This is a genomic window from Mesorhizobium sp. M2A.F.Ca.ET.043.05.1.1, assembly GCF_003952445.1.
Taxonomy (GTDB): domain Bacteria; phylum Pseudomonadota; class Alphaproteobacteria; order Rhizobiales; family Rhizobiaceae; genus Mesorhizobium.
The window spans coordinates 607367-631633 of the sequence record NZ_CP034446.1; the positions used below are offsets into that span (position 1 = coordinate 607367).

Sequence of the window (24267 nt, forward strand, 5' to 3'; positions counted from 1 at the left end):
TCGGTTTTGTAGGACAAATAGGAATTGACCGTTGGCGAAAAGCCGATATTAGCTAGCCTCGGAGGAATAATTTGCCCACCGAGCGCGCATAGGGCGGAAGGGGCAAATGGCTTGACGATCAAGGATTCGGCTGCGCCGGTACTGGCGCAAACGGATCGGCAAATGCTTATCAGTCCGGCCCGGAACACGAGCATTGGGAAGATGCTCTACATCGTTCTTGCGCATCCGGTCTGATCGGTGTGGCGGGCACGCGGTGTCCGTCTGTTTCAAGGGAGGACTGATATGAGGAAAACACTTTTGCTTGCCGCCGTCGCCGCAATGGCGTTGGGCGCCGGGCCGGCTTTGGCCAAGAAACAGCTCGTCATCGTCGTGAAGGGTCTCGATAATCCGTTCTTCGAAGCCATCCATCAAGGCTGCGAGAAGTGGAACAAGGAAAACGCCAGCTCGGAATATGAGTGCTTCTATACCGGCCCGGCATCGACCTCGGACGAGGCGGGTGAAGCGCAGATCGTGCAGGACATGCTGAGCAAGCCTGACACGGTCGCGATGGCGATCTCGCCGTCGAACGCGCCGCTGATCGCGCAGACGATCAAGAGCGCCAATCCGTCGATCCCGATCATGACGGTCGACGCCGACCTTACCAAGGAAGACGCCGCCCTTCGCAAGACCTATCTCGGCACCGACAACTACCTGATGGGCAAGAAGATCGGCGAGTACATCAAGAAGGCCAAGCCGAATGGCGGCACGATCTGCACCATCGAGGGCAATCCGGCGGCCGACAACATCCTGCGCCGCGCGCAAGGCATGCGCGACGCGCTGACCGGCAAGGAGGGCCTCGCGGCACTTGCCGGCGAAGGCGGCTGGACCGAAGCACCCGGCTGCCCGGTGTTCACCAATGACGACGGCGCCAAGGGCGTGCAGGCGATGACCGACATCCTTGCCGCCAACCCGAAGCTCGACGCCTTCGGCATCATGGGCGGCTGGCCGCTGTTCGGCGCTCCGCAGCCCTATCGCGACCTGTTCAAGCCGATGGCCGACAAGATCGCCAAGAACGAGTTCGTCATCGGCGCGGCCGACACGATCGGCGACGAGGTGGCGATCGCCAAGGAAGGCCTCGTGACCGCGCTGGTCGGCCAGCGACCGTTCGAAATGGGCTACAAGGCGCCTTCGGTAATGCTCGACCTGATCGGCGGCAAGAAGGTCGACGATCCGGTCTTCACCGGCCTCGACGAATGCACCAAGGAAACCGCCGACACCTGCATCCAGAAGTAGGCTGCATCGGAACCGTCGAAAAAACGAGGGGGCGCCCACAAGGCGCCCCCTCACTTTTTCAGAAATTGGTCTCAGATCTTCTGCTTCACGCCGTCCTTCGAAGGCATCAGGTCGACGCCGTTGAGCTTGCCGATGTGAGTGGCAAGCATCGGCACATATTGCTCGGCGGGACCGGCGGCATGCGCCGTCGCAAAGGAATTCTTGGTGGCGTTGCCGAGCGGGTTGGCGATGCCGGCCGCGCCCGCCATCGATTCCAGATAGGTCAGGTCCTTGAAGGCATTGGCGATGGTGAATTTGTGCGCGTCGCGGTCGCCCTCCAAGGTCCAACGCATGAAGGTCTGGTAGAAGCCGCAATCCATGCGGCCGTTGCGGATGACGCTGTCGAAGCGCGACGGCGAGATGCCGACCTTCTGCGCCAGCGCCAGAGCCTCCGAATAGATCGCGGCGTAGCCCAGCGAGACGAAGTTGTTGAGCAGCTTCATGCGGTGGCCGTCGCCCGTGTCGCCGATATGGACGATGCGGCCGGCCCAGGTCTCGATCACCGGCTTCAGCCTGGCGAACACCGCGTCCGGCGCGCCGACCATGGCGTCGAGCGTGCCTTCCCAGGCTTCCTTCGGCGTGCGGCTGAGCGGCGCATCAATGTAATCGACGCCGAGCGCCTTGAGCTCGGCGGCGAGCGCCACGGTTGAGACCGGGTCGGAGGTCGAGCAGTCAACGACCACCGAGCCTTGCTTCAGGCCTTCCTTCAGCCCGCCGGGGCCGCGGATGATCGCCTCCACCTCGCGCGAGCCGGTGACGCAGACGAAGACGATGTCGGAAGCCGCCGCCACCTCCTTGGAGGTGGCCGCTTCCCTGGCGCCGCGTCCCAAAAGGTCTTCCGCGGGCTTGCGGTTCTTGCGGCCAAGGAAGGTCAGCGGATAGCCCTTGTCGACGATGTTCTTGGCGATGCCGTGCCCCATCAGGCCTAGGCCGATGAAACCGATATTCTCGCGGGCAGCGGTGGTGCTCATGTCGTCTCTTCCCCGTCTTTCGTGGTGCTGGGCGCGCCCGCGCGGCGGGCATTTGTCGAGAAGGTTTCCGCGGATCGCGGTTGGCAAGCGATTGCGGAATACCTTATTGTCTGACAATACACTAAATTCCCGAGCCTTGTGGAGAGCAAAATGACGAAGCGGATCATGTTCACCGGCGGCAGCGGCAAGGCCGGCCGGCATGTCGTTCAGTATCTGGTCGAACATGGCTGCCAGGTCCTCAACATCGACACCAGGCCGCTCGACAATCCGAAGGTGCGCACCCTGATCACCGACATCACCGACAGCGGGCAGGTGTTCAACGCGCTGTCGAGCTATATGGGCCTGCACGAATTCGATCCGTCGCTGAGGGCCCAGCCGGTCGACGCGGTGGTGCATTTCGCGGCGATCCCGCGCATCATGATCACGCCGGACAACGAGGTGTTCCGCATCAACGCGATGGGAACCTACAATGTCATCGAAGCGGCGGTGAAGCTCGGCATCCGCAAGGTCATCATCGCCTCTTCGGAGACGACCTACGGGCTGGTCTTTGCCAACGAGCCGCGCAATCCCACGCATTTTCCGCTCGACGAGGAGTATGACGTCGACCCGATGGACTCCTACGCGCTGTCGAAGATCGTCAACGAGAAGACGGCGCGAGCCTTCGCGATGCGCAGCGGCGCCGACATCTATGCGCTGCGCATCGGCAACGTCATCGAACCGCATGAATATTCGCTATTCCCGAAATGGTTCGCCGATCCCGGCTTCCGCAAGCGCATCGCTTGGAGCTACATCGACGCGCGCGACCTCGGCCAGATCACCCTGCGCGCCATCGAGAAGGACGGCCTTGGCTACCAGGTGTTCAACGCGGCCAATGACGATACCTCGTCGGACCTGCCGACGGCGGAGCTGTTGAAGCGCTTCTATCCGGGGGTGCCAGTCAAGGCCGAACTCGGCGAATATGAAACGCTGCTTTCGAACCGCAAGGCGCGCGACGTGCTCGGCTTCCGACCTGAGCACAGCTGGCGCAAATACGTCAAAACGGCCTAAGGCGAGGCCAAGAGCGGGGTGATCTGTGCACATCTCAGCAGGTTGTGGCAAAGCGGGTTTGCCGTGCTTGACAGGCTCTGAAAACGGGATTTTGTGGACCTATGCGGGACGCGAAGCCGAATAACGAAAAGAAGCCGATGAAGACGGCGGCCGCGGAGCGTCCGGCCGGCTTCCGCCGGGCAGACGCGCCACGCATCCCCGGCGCCAGCGTGCACACCTCTCTGGCCAGCGAGATCGGGCTTCGCATCGTGCGCGGCGACTATCCGCCGGGCACCATCCTGCCCAATGAAGCGAAATGGTCGGAGACCTTCGACGTCAGCCGCTCCGCGGTGCGCGAGGCGATCAAGATGCTGATGGCGAAGAGCCTTCTGGCGTCGCGGCCGAAGATCGGCAGCTGGGTTGAGCCGAAGGAACGCTGGAACCTTCTCGACCGCGACGTGCTCGCCTGGTACGCGACGTCGCCGGATCGCGAGGTTTTCCTGAAGACGGTGCAGGAATTCCGCCACATCATCGAGCCGGAGGCGACGGCCTTCGCGGCGATGCGGCGCACCGACGAGCAGATGGCCGAGATCAGCCAGGCCTGCCGCGAGATGGGCGAGGCCACCAACCTGCAGGAGCGAACCCGCGCCGACACGCGCTTCCACCTCGCAATCCTGCGGGCCTCGGGCAACGACCTCCTGGTGCCGTTGGGCGTGCTGATCGAATCCGCCTTCGACCATCTCTTCGCCTACACGACACGAGAGCTGGACGATCTGCAGCATGTCCAGAAGCTGCATGAGGCGATCGAGAGGAATATCCGCCTGAAGAGACCGGATGCGGCGCGCAACGCGGTCCGCAAGTTGTTGGCGAATACCGACGAAGTCATTCAATCTCGCTAAGGTCTTGTACTGGGCCAGTTTTCCGGCACAGAAACTTTGACCGCTACCCATGTGTGCGTTGGCAGATTCCATGCCTTGGCGATTGGCCGAGACGCCTATCGCGGTCGTCATCCACGGGCGGAGCAAGGAGCGAAGCGACGCGCGCAGACCCGAGGATCCATGCCGTGACTTGGGAGTGCCGCGGCGGTACCAGAATTCTGCACCGTTGCACACCTCGGTCCAGGTAACGGCATGGATTCCAGGTCTGCGCGCGTCGCTTCGCTCCTTGCTCCGCCCTGGAATGACGAGGTTCGGGAGCCTTCAGCTCATCGCCAGGGTTTGCGCTGGCCACCCCCACGGACGTTGATGGCGTTGCTCGACAAGTCTGCGATCATTTAAGATCCCTGTGTTAAGGAACTGGTGCTAGTCGCTCCGAGCAACCACCTTAATCCTGCTTCTCGCGGCCGAAGGCGACGCGCAGCTCATCCTTTGCCTTTTCCAGCACCTTCTTGCGCTCCTCGGGCAGGTTCCTGCCGGCGCGGTTGATGTAGAAATTCAGCATCGACATGGCGGATTGGAACGGCTCCGCCTTGCGGCGGTCGCTGTGCTCCGCCGAACGCTTCAGCGAGGCGGCGATCTTCCTGGCGTCGTCGGATTCGAAGACGTGCTCCTCGAGATCCAGCGCATCGCTGTGCTCGGTCACGTCTGCCGACCATTTCTTCTTTGCGGTCATGGCGAAACTCCTTGCCAGAGCGGTTCACCGGTTTGCCGCCGAACCGCTCCATTTCTTTGTCTCCAGCAATTCCGGACGGAAAACCGTTAGACACTTTTCCTGGAATTGCTCTGAGGCAGAACTCCAGGAAATGAGAGGGGTTCCCGGTTCTGGTGCCACGGATTGGCCGGTCGTGGCGCTGCTCGGCCCGGCAAATGCGCCGATAGTGGAGGCGAACCGCCGACTTCGAGAACAGCGGACAGGAACGCCTTGAAGACGATCTCCAGCAATGCAGCGCCCCCGGGCATAGACAGTGCTTATGCCTGGACGAGGCTGGCCATTTCCGTATTGCTGGCGACCATTGGAGGCGTCGGCATGTGGGCGGTGGTCGTCGTTCTGCCGGCGGTCCAGGCCGAGTTTGGCGTCGATCGCGCGGCGGCCTCGATGCCTTACACTGCGACCATGGTCGGCTTCGCTGCCGGCAATGTGCTGGTCGGGCGCGCCATCGATCGTGTCGGTTACTGGATCCCGGCGCTTGCTTCCTCAACCGCGCTGGCTGCCGGCTTCCTGCTTGCGTCGCTCTCCGGTTCAATCCTGCAGTTCACCTTCGCCCAAGGCTTGCTGATCGGGTTGGGGACATCGGCTATTTTCGGACCGCTGATCGCCGACATCTCCCACTGGTTCAATCGCCGGCGTGGCGTTGCGGTGGCTACGGCTGCGTCCGGCAGCTATCTCGCCGGAACGGTCTGGCCGGCGATCATACCGCCGCTGATGCGGGCGGAGGGCTGGCGCTTCACCTATCTGGCGATCGGCATCGCGTGCCTGGCGACGATGGTGCCGCTGGTTCTGATGCTGCGCCGGCGTGCTCCGGCGGTTGTCGCAGGCTCGCCAGGCACGCGCCCGGTCCAGCCGATCGCATTGTCGCCGGCGGCGCTTCAGATGCTGCTGGTGATAGCTGGTCTGGGCTGCTGCGTAGCGATGTCGATGCCGCAGGTGCATATCGTCGCCTATTGCCTGGACCTCGGCTATGGCGTCGCGCATGGCGCCGACATGCTTTCGATCATGATGGCCGCCGGCGTCGTCAGCCGCCTTGCTTCCGGCTTTGTCGCCGATCGGATCGGGGGGATTAGGACCTTGCTGATCGGTTCGGTTCTGCAATGCCTATCGCTGTTCTTTTACATTCCCTTCGACGGGCTTGCCTCGCTCTATGTCGTCTCGCTGGTGTTTGGCCTGTCGCAAGGCGGCATCGTGCCTTGCTACGCGATCATCGTGCGGGAATACATGCCCGCCAAGGAGGCCGGCCAACGCGTGGGCATCGTCATCATGGCGACCATTTTCGGCATGGCTATCGGTGGCTGGATGTCGGGCTGGATCTACGACCTCACCGGTTCCTATTCGGCTGCCTTCCTGAACGGGATTGCCTGGAACCTGCTCAACATCCTGGTGATGCTTCTGGTGTTCTGGAAGGCAAGACGCAGCGTCATCGTCGTGGCCTGACGGCGCGTGCCGGCATTTCCGGGAATACGCTCGGCTTGACAACAAATCGCGGCTGCGCGACGCCAAGGCCAGTGAACGCGGACTGCGAGATGGCGACACCAAGGTCAATGGCATTGCGGGCGCGCAGCGGGCGGGATTTGCCGCACGGGGCTCGCCCTTGACCAAGCCGCGCTCCCGCCGCGGCGGCGGCCGTCCGACCATTGCCGATGTGGCACGCAAGGCGGGTGTCGGCGCGATCACGGTGTCGCGCGCGCTACGCGAGCCCGGACGGGTGTCGCAGGACCTTCGCCGGGAGATCCAGGCAGCGGTCGACGAACTCGGCTACGTGCCGGACCCGAACGCGCGCGCGCTTGCCTCGGCGCGCGCCGAGGTGTTCGGCGTGCTGGTGCCTTCGCTCACCAACAACGTCTTCGCCGAAGTGGTGCGCGGCATCTATGACAGTCTTTCCGACAGCCCGTTCCGCATCCAGATCGGCAACACGCATTATTCCGGCCTGGAGGAAGAGCGGCTGCTGCAGGTTTTCGGATCGCAACGTCCGGCGGCGCTGATCGTGGCCGGCATCGACCAGACCCCCGGCGCGCGACGGTTGCTGGAGAATGCCGGCTGCCCGGTGGTGCAGGTTATGGAGACCGGGCCGGACCCGGTCGATATGATGGTCGGCTTCTCGCATCTCGACGGCGGCAGGACGGCCACCGAGCACCTTCTGCAGGCCGGCTATCGCAAGATCGGCTTCATCGGCGCCAGGATGGATCCGCGTTCGCAGCGGCGCCTTGCCGGCTACCGCGCCGCCATGGAGGCTGCCGGGCTGTTCGATCCGCGGCTGGTCACCACGACGCCGGTGCCGTCAAGCGTGAGCCTCGGGCGCGAGCTGTTCCGCGACGCGCTGGCCAAGATGCCGACGCTGGACGGCGTGTTCTGCAACAATGACGATATCGCGCTCGGCGTCCTGTTCGAATGCCGTCGCGCTTCCATCGACGTGCCAAAACAGATCGGCATTGTCGGCTTCAACGATCTCGACATGATGCAGGTGTCGTTTCCCTCGATCACCAGCGTGCGCACGCACCGCTATGAAATCGGCACCCGCGCCGTCGCCATGGCGCTTGCGGCGATCGCCGGAAACCGGCCGGAACGGCGGATCGTCGATCTCGGTTTCGAGCTCATGCGGCGCGAGAGCACCGCGCGTTGAAGAGCCTGGAAAAATGTCGAAGGCACCGCTTTACAGTCAATCATGGTAGCGCTACCATTTGTCTGTAAAATCGACATTCGGTGGGATCAGAGGCTGTTTATTATACATAAGCAACAGTCGTTGCTTGTTTATTATGTATAATATGATAGTTTTCTAAATTGCCAGGAACGCTGAGGGGGAGAGGAGGATCAGGGCGACGTGGTCGTCCCTGTGGGCGTGTGTGGTGGGCGGAGGTGCCGACCGTGAGCGCCAGGATTTATCACAAGCAGAACTGCAACTGGGAGGAATATCGATGATCAAGTCACTCGTTGGCGGTGTCATTGCCGCCACTGCATTCGTCATGCTGGGTTCGTCGGCGATTGCCGGACCTGAAGTGGTCAAGGGACCCGCGGCAGAGCCGGACTGCTTTGCGCCATGGGCGGCCGACACGCAGTTTTTCAAGTTTCCGAAGAAAGACGGTCCTTACCGCATCGCGCTTGCCAACGGCTACATCGCCAACACCTGGCGCATCCAGATGATCCAGACGGCCAAGGCCTACGCGGCGCAGCCGGATGTCGCCAAGAAGCTCAAGGAATTCAAGGTCGTGTCGACCGGTGAGGATGTGCCGGCGCAGATTTCGGCGATCAACAACTTCATCGATTCGGGCTTTGACGCGATCGTCGTCAACGCCCAGAATCCGACCGCCTTCGGGCCGGTCATCAAGCGCGCCAAGGAAGCCGGCGTCGTGCTCGTCGCCTTCGACAACATCCTCGACACGAAGGATGCCATCAACGTCAATGTCGACCAGAAGGGCCTGGGCGAGCTCTGGGGCAAATGGCTGGTCGCGCATGTGCCGAATGGCGGCAAAGTGCTCGAGGTGCGCGGCGTTGCCGGCACCTCGGTCGACACCGATCGCCACAACGGCATCCACGAGGTGCTGGATGGATCGGGCAAGAAGTGGAATGTCACGGAGGTCGTCGGCAAGTGGGATGACGGCGTGGCGCAAAAGGCCACGGCCGATGCCATCGCCACCAGCGGACCGTTCGACGGCATCACGGGGCAGGGCGGCGACACCGGCATCGTGCAGGCGATGATCGACGCGAAGCATCCTTTCGTGCCGTTCGGCGGCGAAACGGAAAACGGCTTCCGCAAGTTCTGCGCCGCGCATGCCGCCGATGGGCTGAAATGCTCGTCCGCCGGCACTGGCCCCGCACAGGTGGCGGTTGCCATCAAGACCGCGATCTCGGCACTCGAAGGCAATGTCGTGCCGCAATCGGTCAAGCTGCCTTTGGCCATCGTCGAAGATCCGAACTTCAAGGCAGGCCAGGATTTCTTCCCGGACCAGTCCGACAATTTCTTCGTCGGCAATTCCTTCCCGACCTGCGGTATCAATTTCACCGCGCAGGAAATCATGGGCCAGACCAAGGAAAACAAATAGTCTGACCGGACGGTGCCGCGGCGAGCTCGCGGCACCGTCCCCTTGTTCTCAACTCGAAACGGCCGGGGAGGGCTGATGGACGGCGCGGCTCCGCTCTTCCGCATGGAAGGCATATCCAAGCGCTATGGCGGCGTGCGGGCCTTGGAAAAGGCCGACCTGACGGTCACCGCCGGCGGTATCCACGCCATTCTGGGCGAGAACGGCGCCGGCAAATCGACGCTGATCAAGATCATGGCGGGCGTCGTGGCGCCCGACGAAGGCACGATGACGCTCGATGGCCGTGAGGTGAGCTTCGCCTCACCGGCGGCCGCCAATCAGGCCGGCATCGTCTGCATCTTCCAGGAGCTGTCGCTCATCCCGGAACTGAGCGTCGCCGACAACATCGTCATTTCCGATCCGCCGAAGCGTTTCGGCATGATCGACCGCAAGGCGCAGCGGCGCATCGCGGAAGAAGCGCTGGCACGCGCAGGAGCTTCCGACATCCATCCGCGCGCCTTGGTCAAGGATCTCCCGCTGTCGCGCCGGCAGATGGTGGAGATCGCCAAGGCGCTGGCCCGGAAACCGCGTATCCTGATCCTCGACGAGGCAACCTCGGCGCTGACGGCGGCCGACGTCGCTAAGGTGTTCGAGGTGCTGAAGCGGCTGCGCTCGGAAGGACTGGCGCTGCTTTACATCTCGCACCGCATGAACGAGATCGCCGAGCTCGCCGACCACTGCACGGTGTTCCGAAACGGTCGCAACGTCGCCAGCTACCCCGCCGGCTCGAAGAGCGACAATGAAGTGGTCGAGCTGATGATCGGCCGCGAATACAGCCATATCTTCCCGCCGAAACCCGGTCCAGATGCGGCCGCGACGACGGTTCTCGAAGCGCGCAACCTCTCCTGGGCCGACCGCCTGGACAATATCTCGTTGAGTGTCAGGGCAGGGGAAGTCGTGGGTCTCGGCGGTCTCGACGGACAGGGGCAGCGCGAATTGCTGCTTGCCTTTTTCGGCGTGCTGCGCGGCCTTTCAGGCGAGATCCTGATCGACGGCAAGCCGGTTTCGATCGCCAGCCCGACCGCGGCAAGCCACGACCGCATCGGCATGGCGCTGATCCCCGAGGACCGCAAGACCGAAGGGCTGATGCTGCCGATGACGGTGCGCGAGAACCTGTCCTTCGCGGCGCTCGACAGGCTGTCGAAAGGCGGCATCATCGATCGCGTCGCCGAGCAGCGGCTGATCGACGACATGGTCGGGCTCTTGGCCATCAAGACGGCTGGCCTCGACATCCCTGTCGGCGCGCTCTCCGGCGGCAATCAGCAGAAGGTGGTGATCGCCAAATGGCTGATGCGGCAGCCGCGCATCATCCTGCTCAACGATCCGACGCGCGGCATCGATGTCGGCACCAAGCAGGAGCTCTACCAACTGATGCGCAAGCTGGCCGACGCGGGCGCCGCGATCCTGTTCTATTCGACCGACTATGACGAGCTGATCGGCTGCTGCGACCGCGTGCTGGTGCTCTATGACGGCGCGGTCAAGCGCGAGCTGGTCGGCGCCGAGATCACCGAGCACGCGCTGATCGCCAGCGCGCTCAACATCCATGGCGAAGGTGCCGGGCCGAGGCAGGGAGTAGGCGCGTGAAGGACTGGCGTTACTGGCTGGCCGAGCAGCGCGGAACGCTGCTGGCCTTCGGCATCTTCATCGTCATGTTCGCGATCTACAGCGGCAACCATCCGGCCGGCTTCACCGCCAATGTCGTGCAGACGGCGGCCAACAAGGGCGTGCTGCTGGCCTTCGTCGCCATGGCGCAGACATTGGTGGTGATCACCGCCGGCATCGACCTGTCGGTCGGCATGATCTTCACGCTCACCAACTGCATGGCTTCATGGCTGGTGATCGGCACCGGCCTGGAGACGGCGTTTGGCGTGCTGGCTGTGCTCGGCACCGGGCTCATCTGCGGCGCCGTCAACGGCGCGATCGTCATCTACGGTCGGCTGCAGCCGATTGTCGCCACCATAGCCACGGGCGCCGTCTTTTTCGGCTTGGCGCTGCTTTTGCGGCCGGTTCCCGGCGGTTCGGTCAATGAGGACCTTGCGGATTTCCTGACCGGGCGTTTCTTCGGCGTGGTGCCGGCGAGCCTCGTGGCGCTGCTCGTCATCGTGCTCGTCGTCTGGGTGCCGTTCAGCCGCTCCGAATTCGGGCGCGCCGCTTATGCGGCCGGTTCGTCGGAGACGGCGGCTTACATGTCGGGCGTGCCGATTCGCAGGGGAAAGTTCCTGGCTTACACGCTTGCCGGCCTGCTTGCGGCCATCGGCGGTCTGTTCCTGACCTTCTTCACCTATACGGGCGAGGCAGCCTATGCGAGCGGCAACGCCTACACGCTGTTCTCGATCGCCGCCGTCGTGCTCGGTGGCGTTTCGCTGTTCGGCGGCAAGGGCAGCGCCATCGGCGCGATCTTCGGCGCGCTCGCCTTCCGCACCATCGGCGACCTCTTGTTCGTCTTCGACTTCGATCCGCTCTGGCAGCCGCTGTTCCAGGGCGTTATCCTGTTGATCGCGGTCAGCCTCGGCGCTTTCGCGCTGTTTCGGGTGCGCAACCGGCTGGAGTGGTTCCTGTGAGCGAAACGACCATCGGCGGCATCGCCGGCCGCATGCCCAAGTTTCTGCGACGCGCCGATCCGGCTGTTGTCACCTCCTTCGCCTGCATTGTGATCCTGCTCCTGCTCGGCAGCCTCTATTCGCGCAGCTTCCTTTCGCCGGAATATCTGCTGCAACAGTTGAAGGTCGCGTCCTTCCTCGGTGTCATCGCCACCGGCATGATGCTGGTCATCCTGCTCGGCCAGATCGATCTGTCCGTGCCGTGGTCCGTGGCCACAGGCGCGATGATGGCCTGCGCGGCCGCCGCCTACGGATCGGTCGGCGTCGCTTTGGCCATTCCTTTCGGGGTCCTGTGCGGTGTCGCGATCGGCCTCGTCAACGGCATCGGCGTCGCCTATCTGCGCATTCCCTCGATGATCATCACCTTGGCCACCAATGCCGTGGCGCAAGGGCTGATGGTGGTCTATACGGGCGGTTTCTCGCCACAGGATTCGGCGACGGCGGCGATGCGCTATCTGGCAACCGGTTTCACCATCCCGGGCGTTCCCAACGCCGTCATCATCTGGGCGCTGATCGGTGCCGCGATGGTCTTCGTGCTGACCCGCACCAGCTTCGGCCGCGCCGTCTACGGCATCGGCAATCGCGAGCGCGCCGCCTATCTTTCCGGCATCGACACGCGCCGTATCGTGCTGATCGCCTTCGCCGTCTCCGGCGGCCTGTCGGCTTTTGGCGGCGTGCTTCTGGCCGGCTATGCGTCCAAGGCGGCGCAGTCGATGGGCGACGCCTATCTGCTGCCGTCGATCGCCGCCGTCGTGCTGGGTGGCACGTCGATCCTCGGCGGGCGCGGCTCGTATCTCGGCACCGTGGCGGGCGTGATCCTGATCACGCTCCTGCAATCCATCCTCTCGGTCATGCAGATGCCCGAGGCGGGGCGGCAGATCATCTATGGCGTCGTCATCGTCGCCATGCTTCTGCTCTACGGGCGCGCGCCGGCAAGCCGCTGACCGTGGATGAGGCAAGCGCAAGACCGCAGCTTCGCATGACCGATCTTCGGACGGCGCCGGCCATCGTCGTGATGGGCGTTGCCGGTTGCGGCAAGACGGCCGTCGGCGAAGCGCTTGCCGGGGCTCTCGGCGCCGACTTCATCGAAGGCGACCGGCTGCATCCTCCGGAGAATGTGGCGCGCATGGCGCGCGGCGAGCCGCTGACGGATGCGCTGCGCGAGGGCTGGCTCGACGCCATCGGCGCGCGCATCGCGAGTTCCGTTGCCGATGGGCGGAAAGCGGTGGCGGCATGCTCGGCGCTGAAGCGGACCTATCGCGACAGGCTGAGCCGCTTTTGTCCGGAGGTCGTCTTCCTCTACCTCAAGATCGATCGCGAGACCGCCTGGCGACGGGTCGCCAATCGCAAGGGCCATTTCATGCCCGCAAGCCTGGTCGACAGCCAGTTCGCCACGCTGGAAGAGCCTGCCGCGGACGAGCGGGCGGTGACGGCCGACGGGACGCGAAGTGTTGGCGATATCTTGAAAGAGATTGCTGGTTAGAACAGTTCGGGGGATTCAGGCGCCGTCATTGCCGATTGCGGCCTCGGTTGGCCGCTCGGTCAGCCGCGTGGCGCTCGACCAGGCCATCATCTGCTCCGGACAGAGTTTGAGCGTTTCCAGCATATGGTCGCGTTTCGAGAGGATGTATCCCGCCTGGACCGCAAGGTTCTTCGCCGCTTTGTCCCCCGCCGGCAATGCGGGCGCTTGCGTGCCTGCGCTCAACTCGCTGACGATAGCCCGGTACTGGCGGAAAGGGATCGTCTCGATCGTCGCCATATGAAACAGCGCAGCACCCGCGCGTGCGGCGAAGTTTGCCGGCGCCGAGGCGAGGTGGGTCCAGCCACGTTCGCCCATGGCGGCCTCGGCGAAGGCGGAGCCGGCATAGATGGTGTTGGTCATCAGCACCACGCCATTTGCTTTCAGGACCTTCTGGACGCGCGTGGTGACCTGATAGGCGTCGGTGCGCTCGAAGACGATCCGGCTTTTCAGGAAACGGTTCTCGACCTTGACCAGCGGCGGATTGATGACGCGCAAGCCGAATTCGCTTGGCGAAAGGCCGTGATACCGCGCGCTTACCTGATGGGCCTCGACGCCGGCCTCATGCAAGGCGCGCTTGCCCATGATCGTCTGCGCCGTGAACTGGTCGCACCATATGATGACGCCGCGCCCGTTGCGCAGGGCTTGGTGCAGAGCCTCGAGGCCTTCGAGGCGGATCGCCGGCGACCAACGCCAGCCGGCAACGAGATGCGCAGCAAGCGTCAGCCGCCGGCGGTGAACGGCGGCAAGCTGTGCTTCGAACATTCTTCGCGTGTCGACAGTGTCGCCGAGCACCGCCTTCACCGCGATGTCGTAGCGGGCGAACTGCTTGCGGAAATGCCGCTTGCGCCGGAGCCCCGACACCCGGCCGCAGATGGGTTCCCACGACGAGACCGGCAGCAGCGCCGCGACGCCAAGATAGAAACAGGACAGCAGGCTCTCGCGCAGGTCCCGATTGACGAAGCGGCGCAGTTTTCCGGGGCGGATTACCTTGCGGCTGAAGAAGCGAACGGTTTCGTTGCGCTCCGGGACCGGCACGTCGGCGGTGATCTCGGTATGATAGATATCGTTCGACGTTGGCTGCCGGCTGGCCCTGCGGGAATTGCCAAGCCAAGGCAGCCTCATGCGTCAGAGCCCCGTTCCACTTTTTAGATGGAGCATGATCTTGTCCGAAAACCGGTACCCACTTTTTGCGTTCGCTGACCTTCGGTTCGGGATCATGCTCTGCCGCTTTACTGCGTCGAAAGCAGACAAGCAACCAAGGGGCCTCTGTCGAGGGCGAGCCGTTTCAGATCTGCGAAGTGAGCTCTGCCGGGAAATCGTCGTTGTCGGCGTCGCGCATGGCGGCGAGGCTGCGGTTGTCCAGCACCTCGGCGATCGCCTGGCGAACTTCCAGCATCATGTGGCGGACCTGGCAAGTTGCCTCGTCGCAATCCTCGCAACGCTGATATTGCGTGCGGCTGGCGCAAGGGATCGGCGCCAGCGGTCCGTCGAGCACGCGCACGACGTGGCCGATCTTGATCTCGGAAGCGGGCCGGGCGAGGCGATAGCCGCCTTCCTTGCCCTTGCGGCTCTGGACGAAGCCGGCATTGCGCAGTTCGCCCAGGATCGCATCCAGGAATTTCTTCGGGATGTTGTTGGCGACCGCGATGTCGTTGACGAATGCAAGCTGGCCAGCCGGCAGGCTGGCAAGATGCACAAGGGCCTTGAGGCCGTATTTGCCTTTTTTGGTCAGCATGCCCGATTCAATTCATCAAACCCCAATCGCCTGCATCTGGCGGTTGTTTGTGTGCAAATCATGACAGTTTGACCGTCGAACGCCCTCTGGCCCAACAATTTGCCGGTGCAGCTTAGGCACAAACGCGTTGATTCTTCGTAACGTTTTTCACGTTGGGACCGAGATTTCCCCTGCGAACTCGGGCGGCCCCGCTTACAAGAAGAAAGCCGGCAAAACCGGCCTCCTTGCGCTTCCTGATTGTGGAACCCTTTCAGCGGGTGCCATAGGCCTTATCGAGCAGCCCGCCTGCGGCGAAATGCTCTTTCTGAATCTTGTCCCAACCACCGAACACCTCCTCCACCGTCAGCAGGCGAACGTCCGGGAAGTCGGCCTTGTGTTTGGCGGCGACCGTCGCGTCGCGGACCCGCAAGCCGTTCTCGGCGGCGATCTCCTGGCCGTCCGACGTGTAGAGGAAGTCGAGATAGGACTTGGCGAGATCGCGGCTGCCATGCTCGTCGGCGACCTTGTCGACGATCGCCACCGGGAACTCGGCCAGCAGGCTGACCGAAGGGGTGACCTGCTCGAACTTGTCGTCGCCATATTCCTTGCGGATGCCGCGCGTCTCGGACTCGAAGGTGATTAGCACGTCGCCGATCTCACGCTGGACGAAGGTGGTGGTGGCGGCGCGGCCGCCGGTGTCGAAGATCGGAACGTTGTTGAAGAGCTTGGTGATGAACTCCTTCACCTTGGCATCGTCGCCCTTGAAGGCCTCCTTGGCGTAGGCGGTGGCGGCGAGATAGGTGTAGCGCGCATTGCCCGAAGTCTTCGGGTTCGGGAAGATCACCTGCACGTCGTCACGCACCAGATCGTTCCAGTCCTTGATGTGCTTCGGGTTGCCGGCGCGCACCAGAAAGGAGGGCAGGGAATAGAAGGGCGACGCGTTGTCCGGAAAATCCTTCTGCCAATCGGCCGAGACGAGGCCCTTCTTGACCAGGAAGTCGACGTCGGTGACCTGGTTGAAGGTGACGACATCGGCGGCAAGGCCTTCGGCGATAGCGCGCGCCTGCGCGGAGGTGCCGGCATGCGACTGATCGATGGTAACGCCGGGATGCTTGGCGACGAAGGCCTTGTTGATGTCGACGAACAACTCGCGGCCGACATCATAGGATGCATTCAAAAGTTTGTCGGCCGACCAGGCTTGGGAGGACGCGAGGACGAGACCGGCAACAGCTGCGATGCCGAGCAATAGACGCTTCATGAAAGCAGGCTCCAAGGAAAATCCACGAATTGCGGGAGAATAACCGTGACCCTGATGTGCGGCCAGACATGCGCGAGGCGCGATAGTACCGCAGCGAGAAAAGATATCGCCGGAAGAGTCGGTTGTTAGGATTTCTTTCCAGAGAAGACGCGGATTGGGCCCGTTCGGAGGTGAAAGATTGCCTTTTGACGCCGCAGCATATACATGTGGCATATACAAGGAAATGACCCATGGCACGACACCACCGCGCAACGCCGCCGAAGGAAGCAAAACTATTCCGCAACAACCGCAGTCAGGCGGTGCGAATCCCGGTCGAGTTTGAACTCCCTGGGGATAAGGTGCTGATCAGCCGCGAGGGCGACCGCCTCGTCATCGAGCCGGTCCGTAAATCAGGTCTCACGGCGTTGCTTGCCCAATGGGCGAAAGAACCTCCGCTCGGTCCTGAGGACGACTTCCCCGAGATCACGGATAGACCCGTCGAATCCGAGGACATTTTTTGATGCGGTTCATGCTCGACACGAACATCATAAGCGACATGATCCGAAACCCGGCCGGCAAGGCTGCTGGCGCTATGGCGCGCGCGGGCGACGCCGCCGTCTGCACCAGCATCGTGGTTGCTTCCGAATTGCGTTATGGCTGCGCCAGGAAGGGATCGGCCAACCTGCTCAAGAAGGTCGAGGAATTGCTGGCCGAGCTTCCCGTCCTGCCGCTCGATGTGCCGGTTGATGCCGAGTACGGCGTGCTCCGTGCCGAGCTGGAAGGCAGAGGCGAGACCATCGGCCACAACGACCTCTTCATCGCCGCCCACGCCTGCGCGTTAGGTACCACACTGGTGACGGCCAACACGGCGGAGTTCGCCCGCATCGGGAAGCTGAAGGTCGAGAACTGGCTGGAATAACGCCCGGCGCGGCGATCAAGCACCCGGGAAAAGCTTCCAGCGCCGCGGCCTGAAGGCGACGCGGCTCTTCTGCGCGGCGGGATGGTCGACCGGAAGCTCGATCTCGACGCGCTGGCGCTCGCCGCCGATCTCCAGCTCGACGCGCCTTGTGCCTGCGACGCGGCGGCTGGCGGCGACCGTGCCGGCGATGCAGCCGCTGCAGCCGTCGAGCAGGTCGACGTCGTGCGGGCGGAAGTAGAGAACCGCCTCTCCGGGCGGTGCATGCGGCGCCTCAAGTCCGATCGGCCGGTCGGCGATCCAGACCTCGCCGTTCTCGACTTTGACCGGCAGCGAGCTGGATTCGCCGATGAAGGAGTAGACGAAGGGCGAGTTCGGCGTGTCATAGATGTCGTCGGCGGTGCCGACCTGCTCGATGCGTCCCTGGCTCATGACGACAACGCGGTCGGCGAGTTCCAGCGCCTCTTCCTGGTCGTGCGTGACGAAGACGGTGGTGTGGCCGGTGCGGTCGTGGATCTCGCGCAGCCAGCGGCGCAGCTCGCGGCGAACCTGCGCGTCGAGCGCGCCGAAGGGTTCGTCGAGCAGAAGCACCTTGGGCTCGATCGCCATGGCGCGCGCCAGAGCCACGCGCTGGCGCTGGCCGCCGGAAAGCTGCGCCGGATAGCGCTTTTCCAGGCCCGACAACTGGACGAGGTCGAGCAGTTCCAGCGCCCGGCGCCGGATTTCCTGGCCCGAGGGCCTTGCGGCGCCGTGCCGGACCTTCAGGCCGAAGCCGATATTGTCGGCAACCGTCATGTGACGGAACAGCGCGTAATGCTGGAAGACGAAGCCGACGTTGCGCTCCTGGATCGACTTCTGCGAAGCGTCTTCCTCGCCGAAGAAGATCGCCCCCTTGGTCGGCCGCTCCAGCCCGGCGATCAGGCGCAGCAGCGTCGTCTTGCCGGAGCCCGATGGGCCCAGCAGCGCGATGAGCTCGCCGGACTTGATGTCGAGAGACACGTCGTGGAGCGCCGGAAACCGCTCAAACTCCTTGCGCACGTTGACGACGCGAACTTCCATGCAAATCCCTCAGTTCTTTGACGCATATCATTATCCCAAAACCGCTACGCAGTTTTGGGTGACATGCATCTAGTGCCCGCGTGTCGCGGCGATCTCGGCGCCGTAGCGCATCTCGAGAAGTGTTTTCAAGACCAGCGTCACCAGAGCCAGGCCGGCGAGCAGCGAAGCGACCGCAAAGGCGCCGACGGCATTGTACTCGTTATAGAGGATCTCGACATGCAGCGGCATGGTGTTGGTGAGGCCGCGTATGTGGCCGGACACCACCGAGACCGCGCCGAACTCGCCCATGGCGCGCGCATTGCAGAGCAGAACGCCATAGAGCAACCCCCATTTGACGTTGGGCAGCGTCACATACCAGAAGGCCTGCCAGCCGCTTGCCCCGAGCGAGAGCGCCGCCTCCTCGTCGCCATTGCCTTGTTCCTGCATTAGCGGGATCAACTCGCGCGCAACGAAGGGGAAGGTGACGAAGACGGTCGCCAGAACGATGCCTGGCACGGCGAACAGGATCTGGATGCCATGCACCTTCAGCCATTCGCCGAGCAGTCCTTGAGCGCCGAACAGAAGCACATAGACCAAGCCGGAAATGACCGGCGAGACCGAGAAGGGCAGGTCGATCAGCGTGGTCAGGAACGCCTTGCCCTTGAACTCGAACTTGGCGATGGCCCAGGCGGCCGAAAGGCCGAAGACGAGATTGAGCGGCACCGAGATCGCCGCCACCAGCAATGTCAGGCGGATGGCGGAACGCGTGTCGGCATCGCCCAAGGATTGGAAATAGGCGCCGACGCCCTTGGCGAAAGCCTCCTTGAACACGATGATCAGCGGCAACAGGAGGAAGATGCCGAGAAAGACCAGCGTGACGGTCGTCAGCGTGATGCGGACGGGACGGCTTTCGGTGACCGCGGCCGAGCGGCTCTCGTGGTGCGGCTCGTAGGACTTGATCTCGGGATCAGCCATAGCGCTTGCGACTCCATGTCTGCACGAGGTTGATGACGAGCAGCATCACGAAGGACAGCGCCAGCATGATCGCGGCGATCGCGGTGGCGGCGGGATAGTTGTACTCCTCCAGCCGGATGACGATCAGAAGCGGCGCGATCTCGGATTTGTAGGGCAGGTTGCCGGCGATGAAGATGACCGAGCCGTATTCGCCGACACCGCGCGCGAAGGCGAGCGAGAAGCCGGTGATGATGGCCGGCGCAAGGCTGGGCAGAAGCACACGGCTGATGATCTGGAAGCGGCTGGCGCCGAGCGTGGCGGCGGCCTCCTCGACCTCCTTGTCGAGCTCTTCCATGATCGGCTGGACAGTGCGCACGACGAAAGGCAGGCCGATGAAGACCAGCGCCACGATGATGCCGAGCGGGGTGTAGGCGACCTTGAGGCCGAGCGGCATCAGCAATTTGCCGAGCCAGCCGGTCGGGGCATAGAGCGTGGTCAGCGCGATGCCGGCGACCGCGGTGGGCAGCGCGAAGGGCAGGTCGACCATGGCGTCGACGACGCGGCGGCCGGGGAAACGGTAGCGGACCAGCACCCAGGCCACGAGCGTGCCGAACACGACGTTGACGGCAGCGGCGATGAAGGCCGTGCCGAAGCTGATTTCGAGCGCCTTGAGGGTGCGCCGGTCGGTGGCCAAAGCCCAGAAATCGGTCCAGCCTAGCGCGGCCGAACGCCAGATCAGCCCCGACAGCGGGATGAGGATGATGAGCGTGAGGTAGGCAAGCGAGAAGCCGAGCGTCAGTCCGAAACCCGGAATGACACTCGGCTGTCTGAATCGCCACCCCGCGTGAGCGGGTGCTGTGGTCATGCTGTTCTGGATCGTCCCTTCTTACTCAACCAGATTGCAGTCGCCAGTTTCGAGGCTAGGCTCTCACTGGGCCGGCTTATAGATCTGGTCGAATATACCACCGTCGCCGAAATGGTAAGGCTGCGCCTTCTTCCAGCCGCCGAATTGCGGGTCGTCGATGGTGACGAGCTTGATCGCAGGCAGTTTGGCGAGGTCCTCGGCCGGAACCAGTTCGGGCTTGGCCGGGCGATAGTGGTTCTTGGCGATGATGGTCTGGCCTTCCTTCGAATAGAGCCAGGAAAGATAGGCCTCGGCCACCTTGCGCGTGCCTTTGGCGTCGACATTGGCGTCGACCACGGCGACAGGCGGTTCGGCCAGGATCGAGGTCGGCGGGTAGACGATGTCGAAATTGTCGGCGCCGAATTCGTCGAGGGCCAGATAGGCGTCGTTCTCCCAGCCGATCAGCACGTCGCCCAGGCCCTTCTGAGCAAAGGTGACGGTCGAACCGCGTGCGCCGCTGTCGAGCACCGGGGCATTGGCATACAGCTTGCCGATGAATTCCTTGGTCTTAGCCTCGTCATTACCGTCATGCGCGTTGGCGTACGCCCAGGCCGCGAGATAGTTCCAGCGCGCGCCGCCGGAGGTTTTCGGGTTCGGCGTGATCACCTGGACGCCGTCCTTCACCAGATCGCTCCAGTCGTGGATGCCCTTGGGGTTGCCCTTGCGCACCAGGAAGATGATGGTCGAGGTGTAAGGTGCTGAATTGTTTTCGAATTTCTTGCGCCAGTCGGGATTGATCTTCTTCGACTTGGAAACGATGGCGTTGATGTCGCCTTCGAGCGCCAGCGTCACCACATCAGCGTTGAGGCCGTCGATCACCGCGCGGGCCTGGGCGCCCGACCCGCCATGCGACTGCTGGATGGTGACCGTCTCGCCGGTCTCGGCTTTCCAGTGCGCGGCGAAAGCCTCGTCATAGGCCTTGTAAAGCTCCCGTGTCGGATCGTAGGACACGTTCAAAATGGTCGTATCGGCAAACGCGAAGCCGAGCGTGCCGAACTGGACAGATGTGGCGACCAGCGCGCCGAGCAGTTTCCTGAAATGAGGTTTGGTCATTCCCGCCTCCGTTGAACTGCTGCGAACTCTAGCGAGTTTATAGAATTTAGATGCATTGAATGTTGCCTTTTTCGCCTCCTAGAAGCAATTTTTCGCCGTATGTCCGTCGATCGAAGAAATATCTTCCTCAAGCCGGCGACATCAGGAATCCCTGCCAGCCCGCCTAATTAGAACCGGCGACGGTTTGGGCAAGGCTGGATCGTTCCCGGTTAAGGCGCGGTGACCGGGAAATCGAAGCGCTGTTTTGGAAAAGGCTCTTTGGCGAGGGTGAAGTGCCACCATTCGCGCGCGTAATTGCGGAAGCCGGCGGCGTGCATGGCGGCAAGCAGCATCTTTCGGTTCGCCGCCGCCTTGGCGGAGAGCGGGCGGTGCGACGTCTCGCTCATCGGATCGAAGCAGTCGAAACCGGTGCCGAAGTCGAGCGTGTCGCCGTCAGGCGCGCCGCAGGCGGGATGAGTGGTGCCTTTCTTGCCGGGCTCAGCGATAGCGAGGTCGACGGTCGAGCCGCGCGAATGGCTGGACAATTCGCCGACATAGCCCTTGGCGATAAGATCGCCACGCCGGACGGTCGGATACCACTGCGGATCCGGCGGGCCGGCTTCTCGCGTCCATTTGCCCATGTCGGCAACGGCGCGGGCGGACCGGTAGCAGTCGAAGACGATCAGCGTCAAGCCTTTGGCGGTCATGGTTTTCTGGACGCTGGACAGCGCCTTCGCCGCTTGCGTGGTCAGGATGCAGACGGACGCGTCATAACCGTTGACCTCGCGGTGCAGGAAATTTTGGCGGCCGGCGTAGCGGATGTCCTGGCGGATGGTCGGATCGATATCGGCCAGCCTGACGAAGCCAGGGGGCAGAGGATCGGCAAGGGCTGGGGTGGGAGTTGCGGATAGGAGGGCTAGCGCTGCGGCCAGAGCAACTCCTAATGGAAAGGTATGGCGCGAGGCCCCCCTCTCTGCCCTGCCGGGCATCTCCCCCTCAAGGGGGGAGATTGGCAGTTTGGGCGCCGCGCTCGTGCTTCCTGCGTTGAAGACTAGCGAAAGCCGCGAAGCGAATAATCTCCCCCCTTGAGGGGGAGATGGCCGGCAGGCCAGAGAGGGGGGCCTCGCACCGGACCTCAGCGGAGAAACTACGCGCGACCAAGCCTCGAGAAGCGCAATCCCCTGAATCGCTTGCCGCATCCTACTCAACGAAAACCTTCACGCTGGCAGCGCGGCCGGCGGCGTCGATTACCGTCAGCGTCGAATAGCCGGTGCCGTCGGGCTGCCAGGTCGCGGTGCGGCGGCGGTCGATGCCGGCGAGCGGCTTGCCGTTGGCGAGCCAGCGGAACGGCGCGCGGCCGCCCTGCAGCTTCAGCACCAGCGGCGTGGCGTCGGCGGAGTTGGTGCCGAGGTCGACGCGCGCGCCATTGGGCGGGAAGATGATGGTAGGCGCCGGCTCGGTGGCGGTGGCCTGCACCAAACCGTCGGCGCCGGCGCCGAAGCGGGCGAGCGTCACCGGCAATTCCTCGCGCTTGGGATTGAAGACACCCGGCGGCCGGCCGGGCAGCGGCACGCTGGCGAGACCGGAACGGACGAAGCCTTCGAACAGGATCGGCGCGGCGGAGACATAGCCGGACAGGCCGGGGACGGGGCTGGCATCGGCGCGGCCGACCCACACGCCCAGCACGTAGCGGCCGTCGAAGCCTACGGACCAGGCATCGCGGTAGCCATAGGAGGTGCCGGTCTTGTAGGCGATGCCGCGCTGCATGGCGCCTTCCGGCGGTTTCACGCCGGACAGGATATCGTTGATCTGCCAGGCAGCCTGGTCGTCGAGGATGGTGGCAGTGGTGCGCTCGGCATTGGCCGGCTCGGTGCCGTCATGCAGCGTGTGCATCTTGCCGCCATTGGCGAGCCCGGTATACAGCTGTACCAGGTCGCGCAAGGTCACGCCGACGCCGCCAAGCCCGATCGCCAGGCCGGGCGCTTCGTTGGGCGGCAGGGTCGGGTTGACGCCGGCCTGGCGGAAGCGCGCCGTCAGCCGCGCCGGGCCGACGGCGTCGAGCACCCGGATCGCCGGCACGTTGAGCGACAATTGCAGCGCCTGGCGGATAGAGACGTCGCCCTGGTAGCCCATGTCGAAATTCTTCGGCCGGTAGCCGCCGAAATCGGCCGGGCTGTCCTCGATGATCATCTCCTGCGCCACCAGCCCCTGCTCGAAGGCCAAGCCGTAGATGAAAGGCTTCAGCGTCGAACCGGGTGAGCGCACCACCCTGGTCATGTCGATCCAGCCGGAGCGGCTGGCGTCGAAGAAATCGGCCGAGCCGACTTCGCCGAGGATGTCGCCGGTGCGGGCGTCGGCCAGCACCATGGCGATGGAAAGTTTCGGGCCGAGCTTCCTGGCGGCATCCCTCGCCACCTGTTCCAGCCCTTGCTGCACACTCCGACGGATGGTGAGCTGCAGCGGTTTGCCGGGCACGGCCTTTGGCAGCATGGCGTAGGAGGCGTGCGCGGCCAGCGCCGGCAGTTTTCTGCGCAGGCCGGAGACGTCGTCGAGCGCCGCGCGCTGCGCCTCGCGCTCGCCGAGCAGGCCGGCCGAGACCATGCGGGTCAGCACGCGGTCGCGCGCGGCGTGCGCGATGCCGAGATTGCGGTCGGGCCGGCGCTTTTCCGGCAATTGCGGCAGCGCGACGAGAAGGGCGGCTTCCGAAACGGTCAGCCGCTTCGGCTCCTTGCCGAAATAGGCGAGCGAGGCGGCGCGAACGCCCTCGAGATTACCGCCATAGGGCGCCAGCGTCAGATAGCGTTCGAGGATTTCCTGCTTGGTGAGCCGCCGCTCGATCTGGATGGCGCGCAGCATCTGCTTGAGCTTGGAGCCGAGGCTGCGGCTGTCGCGCGGCTCGATCAGCCGGGCAAGCTGCATCGAGAGCGTCGAGCCGCCCGACACGATGTGGCCGCTGGTGAGGAGCTGTCCGGCGGCGCGGCACAGCGCCAACAGGTCCACGCCGCGGTGGTCCCAGAAGCGCTTGTCTTCATAGGTGACCAGCATGTCGACGAATTGCTTGTCCACCTGGTCGAGGCGGGTCTCGAGCCGCCAGTAGCCGTCGGGCGTCGCGAAGGCGCGCAGCAACTGGCCGTCGCGGTCCTGCACCTCGGTCGAGACCGTCAGCTTTGCCGGCAGCGGCGGCGGGAAGGCGCGGTCGAGTTCCCAGAGCGCGACGAGGGAAAGTGCCGCAACGCAAGCAAGCGAGATGCCTGCGATCGCGGTGCGTCTGATGACTTTTCTGGAGAGCATGGTGCTGCCCCTCACCCGCCTGCCG

Annotated in this window: 23 protein-coding genes; 12 read left to right on the plus strand and 11 right to left on the minus strand. The window is 63.8% G+C overall.

Translation table 11 applies throughout. From position 1 onward, the window contains the following. The first annotated feature begins 282 nt into the window (after positions 1-282). Positions 283-1272 carry a sugar-binding protein gene (locus tag EJ069_RS02910; protein WP_042637229.1) on the plus strand — a complete coding sequence of 330 codons (990 nt, stop codon included), beginning with the start codon at positions 283-285 and terminating at the stop codon, positions 1270-1272. 71 nt (positions 1273-1343) lie between these two features. Here EJ069_RS02910 and EJ069_RS02915 read toward each other — a convergent pair whose 3' ends face one another. Next, complete coding sequence (locus EJ069_RS02915) at positions 1344-2507, minus strand: NAD(P)-dependent oxidoreductase (protein ID WP_348639356.1); 1164 nt, start codon at positions 2505-2507, stop codon at positions 1344-1346. On the opposite strand from EJ069_RS02915, the gene EJ069_RS02920 reads away from it, so the two are divergent. Beyond that, positions 2433-3329 carry an NAD(P)-dependent oxidoreductase gene (locus EJ069_RS02920; RefSeq protein ID WP_126059999.1) on the plus strand — a complete coding sequence of 299 codons (897 nt, stop codon included), beginning with the start codon at positions 2433-2435 and terminating at the stop codon, positions 3327-3329. The genes EJ069_RS02915 and EJ069_RS02920 overlap by 75 nt on opposite strands. 137 nt (positions 3330-3466) lie before the next feature. Continuing rightward, positions 3467-4207 carry a FadR/GntR family transcriptional regulator gene (locus EJ069_RS02925; RefSeq protein WP_245456424.1) on the plus strand — a complete coding sequence of 247 codons (741 nt, stop codon included), beginning with the start codon at positions 3467-3469 and terminating at the stop codon, positions 4205-4207. Between the two features lie 424 nt (positions 4208-4631). Here EJ069_RS02925 and EJ069_RS02930 read toward each other — a convergent pair whose 3' ends face one another. Further along, positions 4632-4919: a DUF3175 domain-containing protein gene (locus EJ069_RS02930; protein ID WP_126060001.1), complete on the minus strand. Its 288-nt coding sequence runs from the start codon at positions 4917-4919 to the stop codon at positions 4632-4634. Positions 4920-5168: 249 nt separating this feature from the next. On the opposite strand from EJ069_RS02930, the gene EJ069_RS02935 reads away from it, so the two are divergent. The 7 genes from EJ069_RS02935 to EJ069_RS02965 all read left to right on the plus strand — a co-directional run bounded on the left by EJ069_RS02935 (position 5169) and on the right by EJ069_RS02965 (position 13117). Beyond that, complete coding sequence (locus EJ069_RS02935; RefSeq protein WP_126060002.1) at positions 5169-6395, plus strand: MFS transporter; 1227 nt, start codon at positions 5169-5171, stop codon at positions 6393-6395. Between the two features lie 157 nt (positions 6396-6552). Next, positions 6553-7581, plus strand: coding sequence for a LacI family DNA-binding transcriptional regulator (locus EJ069_RS02940; protein WP_126060003.1), 1029 nt, complete (start codon positions 6553-6555; stop codon positions 7579-7581). 292 nt (positions 7582-7873) lie between these two features. Continuing rightward, on the plus strand, positions 7874-8998 hold the full coding sequence (locus EJ069_RS02945) for a sugar ABC transporter substrate-binding protein (protein ID WP_126060004.1): 1125 nt from the start codon (positions 7874-7876) through the stop codon (positions 8996-8998). A gap of 75 nt (positions 8999-9073) precedes the next feature. Continuing rightward, entirely contained in the window at positions 9074-10618 is a 1545-nt protein-coding gene (locus EJ069_RS02950; RefSeq protein WP_126060005.1) for a sugar ABC transporter ATP-binding protein, read from the plus strand. Then, positions 10615-11595, plus strand: coding sequence for an ABC transporter permease (locus EJ069_RS02955; RefSeq protein ID WP_126060006.1), 981 nt, complete (start codon positions 10615-10617; stop codon positions 11593-11595). Before EJ069_RS02950 ends, EJ069_RS02955 begins: the two co-directional genes overlap by 4 nt. Beyond that, complete coding sequence (locus tag EJ069_RS02960; RefSeq protein WP_126060007.1) at positions 11592-12578, plus strand: ABC transporter permease; 987 nt, start codon at positions 11592-11594, stop codon at positions 12576-12578. The genes EJ069_RS02955 and EJ069_RS02960 overlap by 4 nt, the downstream gene beginning before the upstream one ends. A gap of 35 nt (positions 12579-12613) precedes the next feature. Further along, positions 12614-13117: a gluconokinase gene (locus EJ069_RS02965; protein ID WP_245456425.1), complete on the plus strand. Its 504-nt coding sequence runs from the start codon at positions 12614-12616 to the stop codon at positions 13115-13117. Positions 13118-13132: 15 nt separating this feature from the next. Here EJ069_RS02965 and EJ069_RS02970 read toward each other — a convergent pair whose 3' ends face one another. The 3 genes from EJ069_RS02970 to EJ069_RS02980 all read right to left on the minus strand — a co-directional run bounded on the left by EJ069_RS02970 (position 13133) and on the right by EJ069_RS02980 (position 16128). Then, positions 13133-14278: a hypothetical protein gene (locus EJ069_RS02970; RefSeq protein ID WP_126060008.1), complete on the minus strand. Its 1146-nt coding sequence runs from the start codon at positions 14276-14278 to the stop codon at positions 13133-13135. A 163-nt stretch (positions 14279-14441) separates the two neighbouring features. Next, entirely contained in the window at positions 14442-14891 is a 450-nt protein-coding gene (locus EJ069_RS02975; RefSeq protein ID WP_040970141.1) for an Rrf2 family transcriptional regulator, read from the minus strand. A 250-nt stretch (positions 14892-15141) separates the two neighbouring features. After that, a complete protein-coding gene (locus EJ069_RS02980) occupies positions 15142-16128 on the minus strand; it encodes a sulfate ABC transporter substrate-binding protein (protein WP_126060009.1) in 987 nt (328 codons plus the stop codon). A 230-nt stretch (positions 16129-16358) separates the two neighbouring features. Here EJ069_RS02980 and EJ069_RS02985 point away from each other — a divergent pair, with 230 nt between their 5' ends. Continuing rightward, on the plus strand, positions 16359-16628 hold the full coding sequence (locus EJ069_RS02985; protein WP_126060010.1) for an antitoxin: 270 nt from the start codon (positions 16359-16361) through the stop codon (positions 16626-16628). Further along, complete coding sequence (locus tag EJ069_RS02990; RefSeq protein ID WP_126060011.1) at positions 16628-17026, plus strand: type II toxin-antitoxin system VapC family toxin; 399 nt, start codon at positions 16628-16630, stop codon at positions 17024-17026. The genes EJ069_RS02985 and EJ069_RS02990 overlap by 1 nt, the downstream gene beginning before the upstream one ends. A 15-nt stretch (positions 17027-17041) precedes the next feature. Here the strand turns inward: EJ069_RS02990 and EJ069_RS02995 are convergent, their stop codons facing one another. The 6 genes from EJ069_RS02995 to pbpC form a co-directional block, all read right to left on the minus strand. Next, positions 17042-18082 carry a sulfate/molybdate ABC transporter ATP-binding protein gene (locus EJ069_RS02995; RefSeq protein ID WP_126060012.1) on the minus strand — a complete coding sequence of 347 codons (1041 nt, stop codon included), beginning with the start codon at positions 18080-18082 and terminating at the stop codon, positions 17042-17044. A gap of 69 nt (positions 18083-18151) precedes the next feature. Continuing rightward, positions 18152-19036: a sulfate ABC transporter permease subunit CysW gene (gene cysW, locus EJ069_RS03000; RefSeq protein WP_126060013.1), complete on the minus strand. Its 885-nt coding sequence runs from the start codon at positions 19034-19036 to the stop codon at positions 18152-18154. Beyond that, the gene (cysT, locus tag EJ069_RS03005) at positions 19029-19880 is read right to left on the minus strand and encodes a sulfate ABC transporter permease subunit CysT (RefSeq protein WP_126060014.1); all 852 of its coding nucleotides are present in this window, start codon (positions 19878-19880) and stop codon (positions 19029-19031) included. Before cysT ends, cysW begins: the two co-directional genes overlap by 8 nt. A gap of 63 nt (positions 19881-19943) precedes the next feature. After that, a complete protein-coding gene (locus EJ069_RS03010; RefSeq protein WP_126060015.1) occupies positions 19944-20972 on the minus strand; it encodes a sulfate ABC transporter substrate-binding protein in 1029 nt (342 codons plus the stop codon). A 209-nt stretch (positions 20973-21181) separates the two neighbouring features. Further along, a complete protein-coding gene (locus tag EJ069_RS03015; RefSeq protein ID WP_245456426.1) occupies positions 21182-21940 on the minus strand; it encodes a M15 family metallopeptidase in 759 nt (252 codons plus the stop codon). A gap of 211 nt (positions 21941-22151) precedes the next feature. Next, a complete protein-coding gene (pbpC, locus tag EJ069_RS03020) occupies positions 22152-24242 on the minus strand; it encodes a penicillin-binding protein 1C (protein ID WP_189476145.1) in 2091 nt (696 codons plus the stop codon). Between the last annotated feature and the right edge of the window lie 25 nt (positions 24243-24267).

What these genes read in the sequence shown, in the direction of transcription:
- EJ069_RS02975 (WP_040970141.1), bottom strand. Translation starts at nt 14,891, where the DNA reads ATGCTGACCAAAAAAGGCAAATACGGCCTCAAGGCCCTTGTGCATCTT.
- EJ069_RS02970 (WP_126060008.1), bottom strand. Translation starts at nt 14,278, where the DNA reads ATGAGGCTGCCTTGGCTTGGCAATTCCCGCAGGGCCAGCCGGCAGCCA.
- cysT (WP_126060014.1), bottom strand. Translation starts at nt 19,880, where the DNA reads ATGACCACAGCACCCGCTCACGCGGGGTGGCGATTCAGACAGCCGAGT.
- EJ069_RS02995 (WP_126060012.1), bottom strand. Translation starts at nt 18,082, where the DNA reads ATGGAAGTTCGCGTCGTCAACGTGCGCAAGGAGTTTGAGCGGTTTCCG.
- EJ069_RS02950 (WP_126060005.1), top strand. Translation starts at nt 9,074, where the DNA reads ATGGACGGCGCGGCTCCGCTCTTCCGCATGGAAGGCATATCCAAGCGC.
- EJ069_RS02990 (WP_126060011.1), top strand. Translation starts at nt 16,628, where the DNA reads ATGCGGTTCATGCTCGACACGAACATCATAAGCGACATGATCCGAAAC.
- EJ069_RS02985 (WP_126060010.1), top strand. Translation starts at nt 16,359, where the DNA reads ATGGCACGACACCACCGCGCAACGCCGCCGAAGGAAGCAAAACTATTC.
- EJ069_RS02965 (WP_245456425.1), top strand. Translation starts at nt 12,614, where the DNA reads ATGACCGATCTTCGGACGGCGCCGGCCATCGTCGTGATGGGCGTTGCC.
- EJ069_RS02930 (WP_126060001.1), bottom strand. Translation starts at nt 4,919, where the DNA reads ATGACCGCAAAGAAGAAATGGTCGGCAGACGTGACCGAGCACAGCGAT.
- cysW (WP_126060013.1), bottom strand. Translation starts at nt 19,036, where the DNA reads ATGGCTGATCCCGAGATCAAGTCCTACGAGCCGCACCACGAGAGCCGC.
- EJ069_RS02945 (WP_126060004.1), top strand. Translation starts at nt 7,874, where the DNA reads ATGATCAAGTCACTCGTTGGCGGTGTCATTGCCGCCACTGCATTCGTC.
- EJ069_RS02980 (WP_126060009.1), bottom strand. Translation starts at nt 16,128, where the DNA reads ATGAAGCGTCTATTGCTCGGCATCGCAGCTGTTGCCGGTCTCGTCCTC.
- EJ069_RS03010 (WP_126060015.1), bottom strand. Translation starts at nt 20,972, where the DNA reads ATGACCAAACCTCATTTCAGGAAACTGCTCGGCGCGCTGGTCGCCACA.
- EJ069_RS02915 (WP_348639356.1), bottom strand. Translation starts at nt 2,507, where the DNA reads ATGTTCGACCAGATACTGAACGACATGCCGGCCGGCCTTGCCGCTGCC.
- EJ069_RS02920 (WP_126059999.1), top strand. Translation starts at nt 2,433, where the DNA reads ATGACGAAGCGGATCATGTTCACCGGCGGCAGCGGCAAGGCCGGCCGG.
- EJ069_RS03015 (WP_245456426.1), bottom strand. Translation starts at nt 21,940, where the DNA reads ATGCCCGGCAGGGCAGAGAGGGGGGCCTCGCGCCATACCTTTCCATTA.
- EJ069_RS02925 (WP_245456424.1), top strand. Translation starts at nt 3,467, where the DNA reads ATGAAGACGGCGGCCGCGGAGCGTCCGGCCGGCTTCCGCCGGGCAGAC.
- pbpC (WP_189476145.1), bottom strand. Translation starts at nt 24,242, where the DNA reads ATGCTCTCCAGAAAAGTCATCAGACGCACCGCGATCGCAGGCATCTCG.
- EJ069_RS02910 (WP_042637229.1), top strand. Translation starts at nt 283, where the DNA reads ATGAGGAAAACACTTTTGCTTGCCGCCGTCGCCGCAATGGCGTTGGGC.